The organism is Pantoea sp. X-Soil-MYKO-1785 (assembly GCF_059730675.1).
This window is the reverse complement of sequence record NZ_AP036000.1, coordinates 3,615,812-3,632,893: the sequence shown is the minus strand read 5'-3', so window position 1 is coordinate 3,632,893 and position 17,082 is coordinate 3,615,812. Positions and strand designations below refer to the sequence as shown.

General features: G+C 53.3%; 17 protein-coding genes. 8 read left to right on the top strand and 9 right to left on the bottom strand.

Annotated elements, in window-relative coordinates; genetic code table 11:
* Positions 1-4: 4 nt before the first annotated feature.
* On the top strand, positions 5-514 hold the full coding sequence (gene cheW, locus AC6I8D_RS17155; RefSeq protein ID WP_312053228.1) for a chemotaxis protein CheW: 510 nt from the start codon (positions 5-7) through the stop codon (positions 512-514).
* A gap of 653 nt (positions 515-1,167) precedes the next feature.
* On the opposite strand, the gene AC6I8D_RS17150 is transcribed toward cheW, so the two are convergent.
* Positions 1,168-1,989: a flagellin N-terminal helical domain-containing protein gene (locus tag AC6I8D_RS17150; protein ID WP_312053226.1), complete on the bottom strand. Its 822-nt coding sequence runs from the start codon at positions 1,987-1,989 to the stop codon at positions 1,168-1,170.
* A 448-nt stretch (positions 1,990-2,437) separates the two neighbouring features.
* On the opposite strand from AC6I8D_RS17150, the gene fliD reads away from it, so the two are divergent.
* The 3 genes from fliD to fliT all read left to right on the top strand — a co-directional run bounded on the left by fliD (position 2,438) and on the right by fliT (position 4,714).
* Positions 2,438-3,922 carry a flagellar filament capping protein FliD gene (fliD, locus tag AC6I8D_RS17145; RefSeq protein ID WP_312758651.1) on the top strand — a complete coding sequence of 495 codons (1,485 nt, stop codon included), beginning with the start codon at positions 2,438-2,440 and terminating at the stop codon, positions 3,920-3,922.
* 61 nt (positions 3,923-3,983) lie between these two features.
* Positions 3,984-4,388, top strand: a complete 405-nt coding sequence (gene fliS, locus AC6I8D_RS17140) for a flagellar export chaperone FliS (protein WP_312758649.1) — start codon at positions 3,984-3,986, stop codon at positions 4,386-4,388.
* On the top strand, positions 4,385-4,714 hold the full coding sequence (gene fliT / locus AC6I8D_RS17135; RefSeq protein WP_312053222.1) for a flagellar protein FliT: 330 nt from the start codon (positions 4,385-4,387) through the stop codon (positions 4,712-4,714). The genes fliS and fliT overlap by 4 nt, the downstream gene beginning before the upstream one ends.
* Positions 4,715-4,752: 38 nt before the next feature.
* On the opposite strand, the gene AC6I8D_RS17130 is transcribed toward fliT, so the two are convergent.
* The 8 genes from AC6I8D_RS17130 to fliE form a co-directional block, all read right to left on the bottom strand.
* Positions 4,753-5,157, bottom strand: coding sequence for a flagellar protein FlhE (locus tag AC6I8D_RS17130; protein WP_312758646.1), 405 nt, complete (start codon positions 5,155-5,157; stop codon positions 4,753-4,755).
* The gene (gene flhA, locus AC6I8D_RS17125; protein WP_312758644.1) at positions 5,154-7,250 is read right to left on the bottom strand and encodes a flagellar biosynthesis protein FlhA; all 2,097 of its coding nucleotides are present in this window, start codon (positions 7,248-7,250) and stop codon (positions 5,154-5,156) included. The genes AC6I8D_RS17130 and flhA overlap by 4 nt, the downstream gene beginning before the upstream one ends.
* Complete coding sequence (gene flhB / locus AC6I8D_RS17120) at positions 7,250-8,395, bottom strand: flagellar biosynthesis protein FlhB (RefSeq protein WP_312758642.1); 1,146 nt, start codon at positions 8,393-8,395, stop codon at positions 7,250-7,252. Before flhB ends, flhA begins: the two co-directional genes overlap by 1 nt.
* Positions 8,396-8,501: 106 nt before the next feature.
* Positions 8,502-9,143, bottom strand: coding sequence for a protein phosphatase CheZ (gene cheZ / locus AC6I8D_RS17115; RefSeq protein ID WP_312758640.1), 642 nt, complete (start codon positions 9,141-9,143; stop codon positions 8,502-8,504).
* A gap of 3 nt (positions 9,144-9,146) precedes the next feature.
* Complete coding sequence (cheY, locus tag AC6I8D_RS17110; RefSeq protein ID WP_312053214.1) at positions 9,147-9,536, bottom strand: chemotaxis response regulator CheY; 390 nt, start codon at positions 9,534-9,536, stop codon at positions 9,147-9,149.
* Positions 9,537-9,624: 88 nt separating this feature from the next.
* Positions 9,625-10,671, bottom strand: coding sequence for a protein-glutamate methylesterase/protein-glutamine glutaminase (locus AC6I8D_RS17105; RefSeq protein ID WP_312053212.1), 1,047 nt, complete (start codon positions 10,669-10,671; stop codon positions 9,625-9,627).
* The gene (locus AC6I8D_RS17100) at positions 10,668-11,534 is read right to left on the bottom strand and encodes a CheR family methyltransferase (RefSeq protein WP_312053211.1); all 867 of its coding nucleotides are present in this window, start codon (positions 11,532-11,534) and stop codon (positions 10,668-10,670) included. Before AC6I8D_RS17100 ends, AC6I8D_RS17105 begins: the two co-directional genes overlap by 4 nt.
* 219 nt (positions 11,535-11,753) lie before the next feature.
* Positions 11,754-12,086, bottom strand: a complete 333-nt coding sequence (gene fliE / locus AC6I8D_RS17095; protein ID WP_497820517.1) for a flagellar hook-basal body complex protein FliE — start codon at positions 12,084-12,086, stop codon at positions 11,754-11,756.
* A gap of 281 nt (positions 12,087-12,367) precedes the next feature.
* On the opposite strand from fliE, the gene fliF reads away from it, so the two are divergent.
* Genes fliF through fliI form a run of 4 tightly spaced genes read left to right on the top strand, consistent with a single transcriptional unit; the run spans position 12,368 to position 17,064 of the window.
* Positions 12,368-14,014, top strand: coding sequence for a flagellar basal-body MS-ring/collar protein FliF (gene fliF / locus AC6I8D_RS17090; RefSeq protein ID WP_312053208.1), 1,647 nt, complete (start codon positions 12,368-12,370; stop codon positions 14,012-14,014).
* A complete protein-coding gene (gene fliG / locus AC6I8D_RS17085; RefSeq protein WP_312053206.1) occupies positions 14,014-15,000 on the top strand; it encodes a flagellar motor switch protein FliG in 987 nt (328 codons plus the stop codon). Before fliF ends, fliG begins: the two co-directional genes overlap by 1 nt.
* On the top strand, positions 14,987-15,706 hold the full coding sequence (locus AC6I8D_RS17080; protein ID WP_312758637.1) for a flagellar assembly protein FliH: 720 nt from the start codon (positions 14,987-14,989) through the stop codon (positions 15,704-15,706). Before fliG ends, AC6I8D_RS17080 begins: the two co-directional genes overlap by 14 nt.
* Complete coding sequence (gene fliI, locus AC6I8D_RS17075; RefSeq protein WP_312053202.1) at positions 15,703-17,064, top strand: flagellar protein export ATPase FliI; 1,362 nt, start codon at positions 15,703-15,705, stop codon at positions 17,062-17,064. Before AC6I8D_RS17080 ends, fliI begins: the two co-directional genes overlap by 4 nt.
* The last annotated feature ends 18 nt before the right edge of the window (positions 17,065-17,082 follow it).

Genomic DNA, 17,082 nt, shown 5'->3' with positions numbered 1-17,082 from the left:
AAAAATGAATTTATCTGGCTCGGAAAATAAAGATGCTGGCGATATTGCTGGCCACGAATATCTGGTCTTCAGGTTAGGCAATGAAGAGTATGGCATTGATATTCTAAAAGTTCAGGAGATCCGCAGTTGTGAACGGATGACCCGTATCGCTAACTCTCCTGACTTTATTGCGGGCGTCACCAACTTGCGTGGCGTCATTGTCCCGATAGTCGACCTGCGGGTTAAATTCCGCCTGAGTTCCGCCGAATTTAATGAACACACCGTGGTGATCGTGCTGAATTTTGGCAGCCGGGTGGTGGGGATTATTGTCGATGGCGTTTCTGACGTGTTGTCATTAATTGCTGAGCAAATTCGTCCGGCACCGGATTTCTCGGTGACGCTGTCGACGGAATATCTCGAAGGATTAGGATCGATTGATGACCGGATGCTGATTCTGGTTAATATCGAAAAGCTGTTAAACAGTGAAGAGATGGAGCTGGTCGAAAAAAATAGCGCCCTCGCGACCTGCGACTAAACGCCGTTTTTATCTATTGCCAGGCCACAACACGCGTTCAGTGTCGGCCTGGCGTGCTTTTCACGCCATTCGCCTGCCATTCCCCCCGATAAGACCTGCTCTGAACTCAGCCGCCCTCACACTCAGCCCTTAATCTGAAGCAAGCCATGCAACGCTGCAATCTGGCGGTTGCCGTATGGCTTGCGCCATGGAAATTTCCCAGGATACTGCCAGCGTGCGCCGTTGTGACGCGGGGTAAACGCGGACGCTGTTGCAGCGGGTTGCCGCCCATCGACCGGTTTCTCTGCGAGCGACTCGGGGTGCGCTGAAGCTGTCAGCCGATCCGCACCGGCGACAGCCTCCAGCGGCGACCTCATGAGATCAACCGGCAGGCTGGATGCGCGCCGGCGGTGCGCTGTGGCGATTCAGGCTGTCAGAGGATGACGCTGTACTGGGATAGTGTTAAGGAAAGCGGAATAGGGTAGTTACGGGCTGTTCAGCCGCTGTCTACCGGGCGGGGAGCCGGGAAACGCGCTAAAGGAGAGGTGAAAAAACGATAATCTTTAATGCAAAAAAGCCCGATGTCGGTAGCAACCGGCATCGGGCCTTGCGCATTGGATGATAGTAACCCGCCCGACGACTTTAATACTGTCAGTCTGTCGGGCGGTTTAATATTAACGCAGCAGCGAAAGAATATTGTTTGGAGTCTGGTTCGCCTGCGCCAGTACCGCGGTACCTGCCTGTTGCAGGATGTTACCTTTGGACATATTGGACACTTCGGTCGCCATATCGGCATCCTGAATACGTGACTGAGAGGCCGACAGGTTAATCACGGTGCTATTCAGGTTGTTGATGACTGAGTCAAATCGGTTTTGCACCGCACCCAGATCGGAGCGCAGTGAGCCGACCATATCCAGTGCGGCGTCAACTTTTTTGATCAGACCGTCTGAACCGGTACCGTCGATGGTGGTGACGTCATAAGAATCCATGGCCAGAGTGGTAGCATCCATTTTCTGCAAACCGATTGAAATCGACTGGGCATCGTCGGCGCCAACCTGGATGTTCAGTGAGGTGTCTGCGCTCAGCACTTTCACGCCGTTGAATTCGGTTTGTTCAGAGATACGGTTAATTTCAGCCAGGCGCTGAGTAATCTCAGCCTGGATTGATTTTCTGTCCAAATCAGAGTTGGTGCCGTTGTTAGCCTGAACGGTCAGCGTACGGATTTTCTGCAGGTTATCGTTAACTTCGTTTAACGCACCTTCAGTGGTCTGCGCGATTGAAATACCGTCGTTAGCGTTACGCGAAGCCTGAGACAGGCCATTGATTTTAGCGGTGAAGCGGTTACTGATTGACTGGCCAGCAGCGTCGTCTTTAGCGCTGTTAATACGCAGGCCAGAAGAGAGGCGCTGGATCGCGGTGCCGAGGCTTGACTGTGAGCGATTCAGGTTGTTCTGCGCAATCAAACTCAGGGTGTTGGTGTTAATGACCTGTGTCATGTAATTTTCCTTCACTAATATTAGGTTATTAAATGTGAGTATGCGTGTTCACTTCGCATGATATTAAATATCGGCGTGGTGAAAATTTACTGAAATTTTTTTTACTGCGGTTATAAGCGAAGGGAAATTTAAACCTGCGGTTCAGGCAGACAGGCCTGCACGTTTTTTTGACTGTATAAAGAGGGCAGAAGACCGGTTTTACCCGTCGCGGTAAAGTTAATCTTCTCTGTAAGGTGAATTAATGACAGAGTTGCCCTTATTTCGGGTGATTTGATTTTTTACTTATCGATGCGTCGATTTAAAAAAAAGGTCAGAACTGGCGGGTAGTGGTGTAAAGATTAAACGGCGCAGTTAAATTTTTTATTCTGCCTTTATTTTTTCTGGCCGGCGCCGATATTTTATAGACCAAAAGAAAATGAAGATTGGTTAATATTAACAGGAGATTAACATGGCAATATCATCAATAGCCAGCGCGGGGGTTGGCGGCTGGGATTATACCGATCTGTTAAATAGCATGGCGGATAGCGAACAACTGCGTCTCAATCCTTACACCAATCTGCAGAATAGCTGTAAAAAGAAAATCTCTGCCTGGGGCAGCATTAAAAATTTAACCACTAACCTGCAGACCTCGATTGACGTACTCAATCATTCGGCCTTTGACACTATGAAAGTCACGTCTAATACCGCGTTTACCGCCACCGCCGCAAGTGGTGCCCTGGCGGACACCCATACGGTAAAAGTTGATCAGCTGGCGATTGCGCACAAGCTGAAAAGTACTGTCTTTGACAGCGCCATTACGCAACTTGGCGGCACGACCAGCGGCGGGACCCGTACCATTACCATTACCCAGGGAAACGGCGATACCGACGGGGACGGGGACATTGATGATGATGATATTAAACCGCTGCAGGTGGAATTAAAGGACGGTGAGACCGCACTGAACGACATCGCCAACCTGATCAACAAGGAAAACACCGCAAAAGGTGGCAACGTTTCCGCCTCGGTTCAGCGTGATGGTAACGGCGGTTATCAGCTGATGCTGAGTTCAAAAGTCACCGGGACAATTGGCGAGATGTCGATCAGCGTGGAGGGTGATGACAGTCTCGGCGCTATCCTTAATACCAGCAATGGCGGGACAGGCGCAGATAAGATGAGCGCTGTCTCTGCGGCTAAGGACGCTAAGTTCAGCGTCGACGGCATCGATTACACCCGTTTCAAAAATTCCATCAGCGACGTCATTGACGGCGTGACCCTCAACCTGAATGCGGTATCCGCAGCCGATAGTGAGCCGGAACAGCTGACCCTGACGGTGGACACCAGCGCCATCAAAGCCGGGCTGCAGGACTTTGTTAAGCAATACAATGCGCTGTTAACCGAAGCGACGGCCGACAGCAAATATGTCGCACCCAGCAAAGACGGGGATAGTGAGAAGACCACCGAGCAGAGCGGTGCGTTGCGGGGAGAATCATGGTTACGTAACCTGGTCAGCGACATTCGCAATGCCGTCAATGGCAGCTACAAAGGCAATATCTACACCTCTCTTTCGCAGTTGGGCATCACCACGGACAGCAAAACGGGCCTGATGACGCTTGATGAAACCAAAGTGGATAAAGCCATTGCCGATAATCCCGAAGATGTACAGAAAATGATTCAGGGCGTAGGGGGAAATGGCGGCCTGAACAATAGGCTGGGAGAAATTTTCACTCAATACCTTGTCGGTAATCCCGAGAAAAATATCAAGGGGGTGTTCGAAGCCGCTACCGATCTGCTCAATAGCCAAATCGATAATGCCACCGATCAGATAACCCGCACGCAGGCGTTGATCGACTCTAAAGTTGAGTTACTGAGAAAGCAGTATGCCAATGCCGATTCCCTGTTTAATCAGATGAACAATATGAGTACTACCCTGGCGGGTATGTTCAGCAAGTTGTAATCCCGACGCAGGGGTTGTCGCAGACCGGGCGATGTCCCTGTTTTATATGCAGGAAATGATAATGTACCAAATGCAAAGCTCACAGGCTTATGACCAGGTTTCGCTTGATGCGCGGCTGGCAGGCGCTACGCCACACCAGCTGATCGCGATGTTGTTTGAAGCGGCACATAATGCGCTGCTGCGGGCAAAAATCTATTTTGAAAAAGGCGCGGTAGCTAAGCGTTGTGAAATGATCGGTAAAGCGATCAACATCATCGATCAGGGATTACGCGCCTCACTCGATCATGAAAAAGGCCAGCAAATTGCGACGGATCTGGAACGGCTGTATGACTATATCTCCCGGCTGCTGTTACAGGCCAATAGCCAGGGTGATGTGAACAAACTGCTGGAAGCCGATCGGTTACTGACGGAAATGTCCGCCGTCTGGGATGAAATCTTACCGAAGATTCAGGCGGGGGCTGCATGACTGATGCATCGCTTTTCACCCTGGCTCAGATGAGTCAGGCCTTGCTGGAACAGCTCAGAGAGGGGCAGTGGGACGCGGTTGCCGTTAGCTCACCCCCTTATCTGGCAGCGGTGCAGCAGATGATCGGCGCTTACCAGCAGACGTCGGCTGCAGCAGAAAAGCAGGCGATGGCCGAACAGCTGCAGGCGATACAGCGCAGCCAGGGAGAGATTGTCGAGCGGTTGCGGGCCAGGATGCATCAGCTGGAACAGAATATGGTCAGACTACAACAGAGTAAGAGCGGCTGTCGGGATTATGCCGCGCAAACCCCGCGCCGCATTGGCTGACTGGCAACGCGGCGACATCAGGTTATCCACAGATTCCTTCAATGGTAGTTCACGTTCAACTGATTACTCACCACCTGCAGGGCCGGCATTAGCGGCCCGCGGCTGTTCACTGAATAAATAAAATGAAAAACGGTATTCGCCGGGTGCGGTGTGCTGAGCTGCAGCGTGCCGGATAAGCCCGGCAGCGGGAAGCAGGCCGCCTGGGCGCAGAGTTTAATCTGTAAGCCGGGCGGCGGCCGGTTGAGCAGGGTGATCCGCCATGTCAGCGAACGGAGGATTGCCGTAGCCGGCAGCGGTGCTGCCGGGCTGATGGGCCGGCTGACCAGCGTCTGCTGACCAACACTCACCCGACCGCCGACGCTGCTTCCGCTCCAGCTGCCACTGCCACCGCTCGCCGCTGCGCTCAACGCCACTCCAGCCAGCATCACCAGCCAGCGCTTCACTGTGCGCCGCCGATGGTACAGGACATGTGAACCGTGCGGTTGTGACTGATTTCCAGGTTGGACAGCACCACCAGCTGCGGATAAACCCGCCGCAGAAAGCGTGACAGCATGAGTCGCAGAGACTGATTAACCAGCAGAACCGGTGCGGCGCCCATCGCGTTTTGCTGGCTGATCGCCTGGCCGGTTTGTTCAATCATCTTCTCGGCGATACCGGGTTCCAGCGCGCTGCCATTCTGTTTCGCCTGAATCAGTAACCCTTCAAGGGCGGGCGCCAGCCCAATCACCTGAATATCCGGCTCATTGCCGAAACATTGATGGGTTATTGCCCGACCCAGCCGGATCCGCACCTGCGAGGTCAGATCATCGGCATCATGCTGGCTATCGGCATGTTCCGCCAGGGTATCAATAATGGTGCGCATATCGCGAATCGAAATATGTTCCGCCAGCAGGTTCTGCAACACCTTATGAAACAGCGAGAGCGACATAATCCCCGGAATGAAATCTTCAACCAGTTTTGGCATCTCGCGGGAGATGCGTTCCAGCAGCAGCTGAGTCTCCTGACGACTAAACAATTCATCGGTGTGCATCTCAATCAGATGATTCAGATGGGTGGCGATTACCGACGCCGGATCGACTACCGTGTAGCCCATAATCTGGGCATGCTCACGCAGCACCTCATCAATCCAGACGGCCGGCAATTTAAAGGTAGGATCAAGCCCGGCAATACCCTCAAGTTCTCCCTCTGCGCAGCCGGGATCGATGGCCATTAAGCGTTCCGGCTTCACTTCGCCGCTGCCAATCTCGACGCCTTTCAGCATGATGCGGTAGGCGGTTGGTTTCAGATCCAGGTTGTCACAGATATGGATAGCGGGCGGCAGGAACCCCATTTTCTGCGCGAATTTTTTGCGAATTCCGCGGATCCGCATCAACAGCTGGCCATCCTGCGAATCATCCACCATGGCGATCAGCCGGTAGCCGACTTCCAGCCCCAGCACATCTTCCATTTCCACATCTGACCACGACGCCTCAGGCGCCTGCGTCGCTTCGCTGACGCTGCCCGCCATGCTGCCTGCGACGCCGTTCACGCTGGCCGGCTGTTTAAGTTGCTGACCGCGCAGCCACCAGGCCAGGCCGAGCAGGGCGGCGGTAAACAGCAGGAAGACCGTATTCGGCATGCCCGGGATCACGCCCAGCAGTCCGATGACGCCGGCCGCCAGTATCATCACGCGCGGACTGTTGAACAGCTGGCTGACCATCTGCTCGCCGACATCGGTCTCATTAGAAACCCGGGTGACAATCACACCGGCCGCTGTCGAGATAATCAGGGCCGGGATCTGGGCCACCAGACCATCACCAATGGTCAGCAGCGTATAGGTCTGTGCCGCGTCGCTGAAGGAGAGATCGTGCTGAGCGATGCCGATGATCAGGCCGCCAACAATATTGATCGCCATGATCATCAAGCCGGCCATGGCGTCGCCACGCACGAATTTACTGGCACCGTCCATTGAGCCGTAGAAGTCAGACTCCTGCGTCACCTCGCTGCGACGGCGTTTCGCCTCTTCCTCGGCAATCAAGCCGGCGTTGAGATCGGCATCAATCGCCATCTGCTTACCGGGCATACCATCCAGTACGAAGCGTGCGCCGACCTCGGCGATACGTCCGGCACCTTTGGTGATCACCATAAAGTTAATGATGATCAGAATGGCAAATACCACGATACCGATCGCGAAATTGCCGCCAACCAGAAAATGGCCGAAGGCTTCCACTACGCGGCCCGCTGCGCCAGCACCGGTATGCCCCTCCATCAGAATGATGCGGGTTGAGGCGATATTCAGCGCCAGCCGGAGCAGGGTGGAGAACAGCAGCACAATCGGGAATGAGGAGAATTCCAGCGTCTTTTGGGTAAACATCGCCACCAGCAATATCATCAGTGACAGCACAATATTGAAGGTGAAGAGCGTATCCAGCATAAATGCCGGCAGCGGCAGCACCATCATGGCCAGAATCATCATGATCAGGATCGGCCCGGCCAGTATCTGCCACTGGGTCTGTTTTAAATCGGGCAGGCGGAGTTTAGTGGTTAAATTTGCCATCACTCTTGACTCTCATGGGCAAAATCCAGCGCCGCAGGCACTGAAAGGTTGACAGGTTTTTTGGGCTTACTGCCGCCGGATTTTCGCCAGCGGCGCAGGTTATAAACCCAGGCGAGGATTTCAGCGACCACGCTATACAGCTCCGCCGGAATCGGTTCGCCAATATCACAATGGCGGTAAAGCGCACGCGCCAGCGGGGCCGCTTCCAGCATCGGAACGTTATGTTGCTGAGCCCGCTCACGGATACGCAGAGCGATGTCGCCTGCGCCTTTTGCCAGCACCACCGGTGCCGCCATTTTTCCCGCTTTCCAGCTGATCGCGACCGAATAGTGGGTGGGGTTATTCACAATCACATCTGCCTGAGGCACATCCTCCATCATCCGGCTCTGGGCCATTGCACGGCGCAGCTGCCTGATGCGGCTTTTTACATGAGGATCCCCTTCGCTCTGTTTAAATTCGTCACGGATCTCCTGGCGGGTCATACGCAATTTTTTTAGGTGACTCATTAACTGGTAAAAAACGTCATAGCCCATCATCGGAATAAGCGCGCAAATCACCATAATTAAACAGTGAGAGATCAACCGGTGAGCATCACCGAGTGAATCGCCGAGCGATTCATTAGCCAGCTGAATAAAATGACTTTTATTCTTAATAAGAAAGAAGGTAAATGCGCTGCCGACTAACAGGGTCTTCATCAGGCTTTTAGCGAGTTCAGAAATTACCTGAAAAGAAAATAAGCGTTTTAAACCGGCGCCTGGTGAAAGGCGGGTAAGGTCGATTTTTAGTGATTTCTTACTGAAATGCAGGCCGCCAATAAAGGTCGATGAGGCAATCGCCACCAAAAATAGCCCCAGCAGCATCGGCAGTAACGCGGTTAACATCAGCGACATTAATCCACTGGTTTTATGCAGCATGCTGGCGATATCGGTCAGCAGCAGACGGTCAAACATCAGGCCGTTATGCAGCAGCTGCGCCAGCTGGTCAGCCGTACTTGCACCACTGACAAAAATTAATGACCAGCCAGCCAGTAGCATCATTAAAGATGTCAGCTCTTTTGAACGCGGAATTTGCCCCTCTTCACGCGCTTTCTGCCGTCGCTGGGGAGTGGGTTCCTCGGTTTTTTCTACATCACTTTCTTCAGACATGACTCAACCTGGCGTGCCGGACTCGCAACGTTCAGTGGCTGACAGAGGTCAATCTGTCAGACGGAAAATAAGCGGGTTTGCCGGCCCGTTGAACACTGACCGCAACTTAAAAGCCCAGGTCGGCGAGCAGGTCATCCACCTGATCCTGGGTCGCCACCACGCCGGTTTGTGCGTGATTAATCTGCGGACCGTTTTTCAGGCTTTCCGGCTCGGCGGCCACCGGAATAGCCATGCCAGACATGTTTTCTATCAACACCTGAATCAATTCTTTTTCAATATTTTCAATCAGGTGCATCATGCGCTGAATCACCTGGCCCGTCAGGTCCTGGAAATCCTGCGCCATCATGATTTCCATCAGTTGCGCATTGGTTTGATCGGTCAGCGTCGGGACGTCACGCAAAAAAAGCCGGGTGTCGCTCACCAGATCACGGGCTATTGGCAGCTCAACCGGCTGCTCAAACCAGGCATCCCAGCGCCCGGTCAGCCCCTTAGCCTCGCTGTTTAATCGGTCCTGCAGCGGGCGTGCTTCTTCGACGCAGGTTAATGCCCGATCGGCCGCCTGAGAGGTCTTGTTAACGATATAATTAAGCCGTTCACGCGTATCCGGAATCGCCTCAGCGGCATCCATAATGGCGCGGTCCAGGCCGAGGCTGGACATCCCGTCGCGCAGCTGGCGGGTTAAATGCCCGATGCGCGAAAAAATAGATTTGAAATTATCTGATTCTGGCGTTTTTTCTTGAGTTTCCACTGATTACCACCCGATTTTTTCGAAAATTTTATTTAACTTTTCTTCCAGAATGGCAGCGGTGAAAGGTTTAACAACGTAACCACTGGCGCCAGCCTGAGCCGCCGCAATAATGTTCTCTTTCTTGGCTTCTGCGGTGACCATTAATACCGGCAGCGTACTCCATGCCGGCGTATTTCGGATTTGCGTCAGCAGCTGCAGTCCGTCAATATTGGGCATGTTCCAGTCACTGATGATGAAGTCAAAGTTGGTTTGCTGCATTTTATTCAACGCATCCTGACCATCCTCTGCCTCTTCGACATTATTAAATCCGAGGTCTTTAAGTAAATTACGCACAATACGGCGCATGGTGGCAAAATCATCGACGACGAGAAAACGTAAGTTTTTATCAGCCATAGTAATAATGGTCCTGTTAATTGCGCCTTTATCTGGGCTTAGTGGTGAATAACGACAGGTGGCTCGGAATAATAACGCGATACCGTGCCTAAATTCGGCGTGCCTGCCCGACAACATTTTTCAGAATAGTTTGTGCAATCTGGTCGAGATCAACGATTTCGCTTATCGCATTCAGGGCGACAGCTTCACGAGGCATGCCGTAAATAACACAGGTCTGTTCGCTTTGTGCCAGCGTTTTGGCACCGGTCTGGTGTAACTGGAGCATACCTTTTGCGCCGTCATGGCCCATACCGGTCAGGATCGCCCCGACGGCATTTTTGCCGGCCGCTTTCGCCACCGATTGCAAAAGCATGTCCACTGACGGGCGATGACGATTGACCGGCGGTGAGTCATTTAAGCGGATATGGTAGTTAGCACCGCTGCGGTACATCTCCATATGGCGACCGCCCGGTGCAATATAGGCGTGGCCGGGCAGGACGCGTTCGCCGTCTTCACCTTCTTTCACTGAGATCTGGCACATTTTATCCAGCCGTTCAGCAAAGGAGCGGGTAATGCCCTGCGGCATATGTTGCGCAATCACAATGCCAGGGCACGAGGCGGGCATCGACATCAGCACCTGACGGATAGCCTCGGTGCCGCCAGTCGAGGCGCCAATCGCAATGATCTTTTCGCTGCCGATCAGCGGGGTGCGGATAACTTTTGGCTGTTGTGCAGCCGTCAGGCCGCGGCGGATATGCGCTTTGGCGGCGGTGCGAATTTTTTCGGCAATCAGTTCCGCGTACTGCAACATGCCCTCATGCAGCCCCATCTGTGGTTTGGTGACAAAGTCGACCGCGCCTAACTCCAGTGCGCTCAGGGTAATGTCTGAGCCTTTGCTGGTGAGGGAAGAGATCATGATCACCGGCATCGGTCTCAGGCGCATCAGCCGTTCGAGAAAATCGAGGCCATCCATGCGCGGCATTTCGACATCCAGCGTCAGCACATCCGGATTATGCTGTTTAATTAAATCGCGAGCGATAATCGGATCGAGCGCGGTCGCCACCATCTCCATATCGGGTTGCTGATTAACAATATTGGTCATGATGGTACGAATCAGGGCTGAGTCATCAACACAAAGTACCTTTATTTTGCTCATACCTTATCCTTAGCCAGATAATAGACCGACTGACCCTGCAGACGGAAAGGACTGTCCATATTGTTGAAATGTTCAGAATGACCCACAAACAGCAGACCACCCGGCTTTAACAGTTTCGAAAAACGGTTTAATAATCGTTGCTGGTTAGGCTTATCGAAATAGATCATAACGTTGCGGCAAAAAATGGCGTCGAAAGGTGCGGGGATATTCCAGTTTTCGGCGATCAGATTTAACTGCTGAAAATGCACATCTTTCTGTAAAGAATTTCTGACCTTGACCTGCTGCTGTTCAGCGGTGGTAATTTTTCGCAGAAAATATTTCTTTTTCTGTTCCTGGGTCAGGTTATTAATATCATTCAGTCGATAGGTACCGGCTCTGGCTTTGGCCAATACATTGGTGTCTATATCGGTAGCCAGAATGCGCGGACCGGTCAGAGTACTTCCCAGCACCTCATCCAGCGTCATGGCGATAGAGTAAGGTTCTTCACCGGTCGATGCCGCGGTACACCAGACGTTATAACCGCCGCTTCTGCTGGCCGCATGCTTCGCCAGAATAGGGAAGTGATACGCCTCGCGGAAAAAAGAGGTCAGGTTAGTGGTTAAGGCGTTGATAAATAATTGCCATTCATCATTGCCCGGCATCGATTCCAGCAGGGCTAAATAACGGCTGAAACTCTCTATGCCCAGCTCACGTAAACGCGGCGCCAGCCGGTTATAAACCATATCACGACGCTGCCGGGTAATGACGATACCGGCACGCTGATAAATTAATTTAATAATTTTATCTAATTCTATATCCGTCAGGTTGCTTTGTGCATACCGGTCAGCGAGAACCACTGTATTCTTATTCAATATCTCAGGCATGGATTATAGCTTCGTAGTCATTCAGTCAGGCGAAAGAGTCAGCCGGTAGCGGCATCGCACGCCGCCAGTCAATACGCTGGCGGAAAAATATGAGCAATATGCACACGTTAAAGGTCTGGGAAACCCGCTCAGGCGGTATGTTCTGCCACTGGCAAAGCATTCTGGCTGACGGCACGAGAACATGCTCGCGGGTGGTAAATAACGCTCTTCAAAATTTTATTATAATGACATTCCCATTATATCCTGATAAGCACTGACCAGTTTATTGCGCACCTGAATACCCAGATTGAGGGTGAGTGATGATTTCTGCAACGAGACCATAACATCATTCAATCCGATATCCGATGAACCTTTCATAAATGCCTGAGACTGATCTTTAGCCATATTTTGCGACTGATTAAGGCTGTTAATACTGTTAAGCAGCAGATCGGAAAACGGCATGATGTTGCCCGTTTTCGTCGCGGTTGCACGATCAGCCTTATTCAGGCCCGACAGTTCGCGGGCCTGAAAATGGATTTGATCGATAATGTCAGTCATCGACTGAATAGACATCGCTTGAATCCTTCACACTCTTGGAATTTTTTATCTGGCGTTATCTGCTTGCCAGTTCAATCGCAGCATGATAACCAGGAAAGCCTGGAAAATATAATATGAATAGCTGACAGAAGCTTTCGCTTATTCCTGATTAAGGTGGCGATAAAATTGTACATAATAAGTGGCCTGATTTGGCTATTTGAAATGCTGTAACGGCATGAGTGCTTACCAATGAATTATGCGTTAGTGAGTCATATCACGTTTACATTGTGTCATTATATTTTTTACAGGAAAATGGCATGAATGCCACATCTAGCGGTAATAACAACAAAAATACCATGAGCCTGTTGGCAGCTTTTGATCGGTTTCGTTCAAACCCGAGAATCATTTTTATTATTATTGCTGCCGCGGCGATTTCGATCGTCATTATTGTTTTCTTCTGGGCGAATACGCCGGACTATGGCGTGTTATATAGCAACATCGGCGACCAGGATGGCGGTGCGGTGGTCGAGCAGCTGACCAAAATGAATGTACCTTACCGTTTTGATCAACGGCGGGGTGCCATTATGGTGCCCGACGATCAGGTTTACGGCGTGCGGTTAAAACTGGCTCAGCAGGGTTTACCGAAAGGCGGATCGGTTGGGTTTGAACTGCTGGACCAGGAAAAGTTTGGTATCAGCCAGTTCAGTGAACAGATTAACTACCAACGCGCGCTGGAAGGGGAGCTTTCGCGCACCATTGACACCCTGGGGCCGGTAAAAAGCGCTCGCGTTCATCTGGCGCTGCCGAAAGCGTCGCTGTTTGTGCAGGAGCAGAAACCGGCGTCGGCGTCGGTCACGCTTAACCTGTTGGGTGGACGGACGCTGGATGCGGGCCAGATCAGCGCGATTAGCCATCTGGTCTCCAGTGCGGTTGCCGGCATGTCGGCTGATGATGTCACCATTGTTGATCAAAATGGCCACCTGCTGACGCAAAGTGGCGAACGGGCAACGCAGACTTCCCAGCTTAAGTACATCAACAAAGTAGAAAGCGATTATCAGAGCCGCATTCAGGCGATCCTCGCGCCGATTGTCGGCAGTAGTAACGTGCGCGCGCAGGTGACCGCCAAAATTGATTTCTCTGTCAATGAGCAGACGGCGGAGCAGTATCAGCCCAATAGCTCACCGGATAAAAAGTCGATCCGCAGTCGCCAGAGCAGCGGCAGTGAGCAGGGCGGTAAAGAGGCGGTCGGCGGCGTGCCGGGTGCGCTGAGCAATCAGCCTCCGGTACCCACTTCCGCGCCGATTGATGCGACGGCGCAAAAAGGAAATAGCGCGACCGTCAGACGTCTTCCTTACAACACCCATAACGATGAAACCGTCAACTACGAGCTTGATCGGACCCTGACGCATATCCGGCGTAACTCCGGTGAAATCGAGCGGCTCTCCGCTGCGGTGGTGATCAACTATTTGCCCGGTAAAGACGGCAAGCCGGTTGCACTGGCGAAAGAGCAGATCGACCAGATTAATCAGCTGGTGAAGCAGGCGATTGGCTTTTCGGCGCAGCGTGGCGACAGCCTGAGCGTAGTGAACTCGCCGTTTACCCATTCGGACGAAGAGGCGGCGGTGCCGCTCTGGAAACAGCCGGAGGTGATCAGCGTATCCCTGCAGGCCGGACGCTATCTGTTGCTGCTGCTGGTCGCCTGGCTGCTGTGGCATAAAGCGGTGCAGCCTTTCTGGATCAAACATCAGCAACTGGCGCTGCAGCGGCTCGAAATGGAAAAACAGGCGCGGCAGGCTGAACTGGATGCAGAAACCAGCCGCATAGAGAGCATTGAGAAAAATAAAGCCAAACAGCGCGTCGATACTGAAATTACCACTCAGCATTTGCGACAACTTGCCGAGCAGGAACCGCATGTTCTGGCTGCTGTAATTCGTAAGTGGTTGATGAGAGAGCAAAAGCCGTAATGAACGCAGCCGAAAAATGTGCCATGGTGATGTTAACGCTGGGCGATGAGTGCGCAGCGGAAGTCTTTAAACACCTGAATAGCCATGAAGTGACGCAAATCAGTAGCGCCATGTTCAATCTTGAAGGCGTGACCCACGATAACCTTGCCGGGGTGATGAAAGAGTTTGAACGCGAGGTCTCTGACTTCGCCGCGCTGAACTTCAATACCAACGATTATCTGCGCAACGTGCTGGTGAAAGCGCTGGGTGAGGAACGCGCCTCCAGTTTACTGGAAGATCTGCTGGATACGCATTCCCACGTTAATGGCCTTGAAACGCTTAACTTCATGGAACCTCAATCGGTCTTTGACGTGATCCGTGAAGAGCATCCACAGATTATTGCCACCATCCTGGTGCATTTAAAACGCGCCCAGGCGGCAGATGTGCTGGCCAAGTTTGACGATCGCGAACGTAACGACATCATGCTGCGTATCGCCACCTTTGGCGGCGTTCAGCCGGTGGCATTGCAGGAGCTCACCGAGGTGCTGAATAACCTGCTGACCGGCCAGAATATGAAGCGCAGTAAAATGGGTGGGGTACGACCGGCCGCTGAAATCCTTAACCTGATGAAATCGCATCTGGAAGAGGCGGCGATTGAGGCGGTACGTGAGTTTGACCATGAGCTGGCGCAGAAAATTGTTGATGAGATGTTCCTGTTCGAAAATCTGGTCGAACTCGACGATCGCAGCATTCAACGCCTGCTGCAGGATGTGGAAAACGAAACGCTGGTCATTGCACTGAAAGGAGCAGAGCAACCGCTGCGCGATGCGTTCTTCCGCAATATGTCGAAGCGTTTTGCCGCCATCATGATGGAAGATCTCAATTCGCGTGGACCGGTGCGCATGTCGCAGGTTGAAGCTGAGCAGAAAAATATTCTGTTGATTGTCCGTCGCTTAGCGGAAAGCGGAGAGATTGTGCTGGGCGGAGGTGAAGATGTCTACGTCTGATCGCCCGGCAGCGGGCAGCTGGCAACGCTGGCAGCCGGAAAATCTGCTGGAGGGTGTCGCGCCGGTTAGCGCGGAGGCTCAGCCAGCCACACCGGCTGCCGATCCGGCTACCGATCTGCAATTCCAGGCCGAGCTGGCCCGCTTACGGCAGCAGGCTGAGCGGGAAGGTTATGCGGCAGGAGAACAGAAAGGACGGGAACAGGGCCAGGATCTCGGGTATCAGCAGGGATTCAGCGAGGGTCAAAAAGCCGGACGGGCGCAGGGCGCAGCAGACGTCGATCAGCAGCAGCAGTTGCTGGTCAGTCGATTTTCATCGCTAATCAATGAATTTCAGGCCGCACTGGATAGCCTCGACAGCGTGATCCCGGCCCGGCTGGTTCAGCTTTCGCTGAATGCCGTCCGCTCGCTGTTCGGTAAGCAGATTATCTTTGATACCACGCTGTTACTGCAAAAGATTGAGCATCTGCTGCAGGAGAACCTGCAGTTTACCAGCCACATTGTGTTGTCGGTCAGTGAAGAGGATTTCCCGCTGGTACAGCAGCAGCTGGGCGAGATCCTGGCGAGCCAGCACTGGGCATTACGCGCCGATGAAAGCATTGCGCCGGGCGGCTGCCGCGTCACCTCGGACGAGGGCGAGCTGGATGCAACGCTGGCCACCCAGTGGCAGAGGCTGTGCAACCTGAGCAAGGAAGATTACACCTCATGAGCACGCGTCTCAAAAACTGGCTCGACACCCTGGTCCGCTGCGAGCAACAGATCATGACGCTGCCGCCTTATCAGCAGTATGGCAAGCTGGTCCGCGCCACAGGGTTGGTGATGGAGGTGGTCGGGCTGAAACTGCCGATAGGCACGCTCTGCATGATCGAGCGCAAACGTGCCGCTGGCACCGCGTTTGTCGAAGGCGAAGTAGTCGGTTTTAACGACCGGGTACTCTATATCATGCCGCTGGAAAACGTCGAGGGCGTGCTACCGGGTGCGCGGGTGTGCGCCCAGCCAGAGGCCACGGTCCACGGTAAACAGTTACCGCTGGGGCCGGAGCTGCTCGGCCGGGTGCTGGATGCCAGCGCACGACCGCTGGATGGCTTACCCGCGCCGAGCCGCAAAACTGCCGGTTCGCTGTTTACCGCATCGGTTAACCCGCTGCAGCGTGACCCGATCCGCCAGGTACTGGATGTCGGGGTGCGGGCAATCAATGGCTTACTGACGGTCGGACGCGGCCAGCGAATGGGCCTGTTCGCCGGTTCCGGCGTCGGCAAAAGCGTGCTGCTGGGCATGATGGCCCGCTATACCAAAGCGGACGTGATTGTGGTCGGGCTGATTGGCGAGCGCGGCCGCGAAGTAAAAGATTTTATCGAAAATATTCTCGGTGAAGCGGGACGAAGCCGTTCGGTGGTGATTGCTGCGCCGGCCGATGTGTCGCCGATATTAAGAATGCAGGGCGCACTTTACGCCACCCGGATTGCAGAAGATTTTCGCGATCGCGGCAACGACGTGCTGCTGATTATGGATTCACTGACCCGCTACGCGATGGCGCAACGAGAAATCGCGCTGGCGATCGGTGAACCGCCCGCCACCAAAGGTTATCCCCCTTCGGTGTTTGCGAAGCTACCCGCGCTGGTGGAGCGTGCCGGTAATGGCATCAAAAACGGAGGCTCAATTACCGCCTTCTATACCGTGCTGACCGAAGGTGACGATCAGCAGGACCCGGTAGCGGACTCGGCGCGCGCCATTCTTGACGGGCACATTGTATTGTCACGCCAGCTGGCGGAGTCGGGACACTATCCGGCTATCGACATTGAAGCCTCGATCAGTCGTGCCATGACCGAACTGATCGACGACACGCACTATAAGAAAACCCAGCGCTTCAAACAGCTTCTTTCCGCTTATCAGCATAACCGCGACCTGATCAGCGTTGGTGCCTACGCCGCCGGCAGCGATCCGCGGCTGGATGACGCCATCGCCCTCTACCCAAAAATGGAAGGGTATCTGCAGCAGGGCATGTATGACTGCAGCGAATATGAAAATGCCCTTGAACAGCTAAACGCGCTGTTTCCTTCGACCTGACAACCAAGTGAGTGGTGA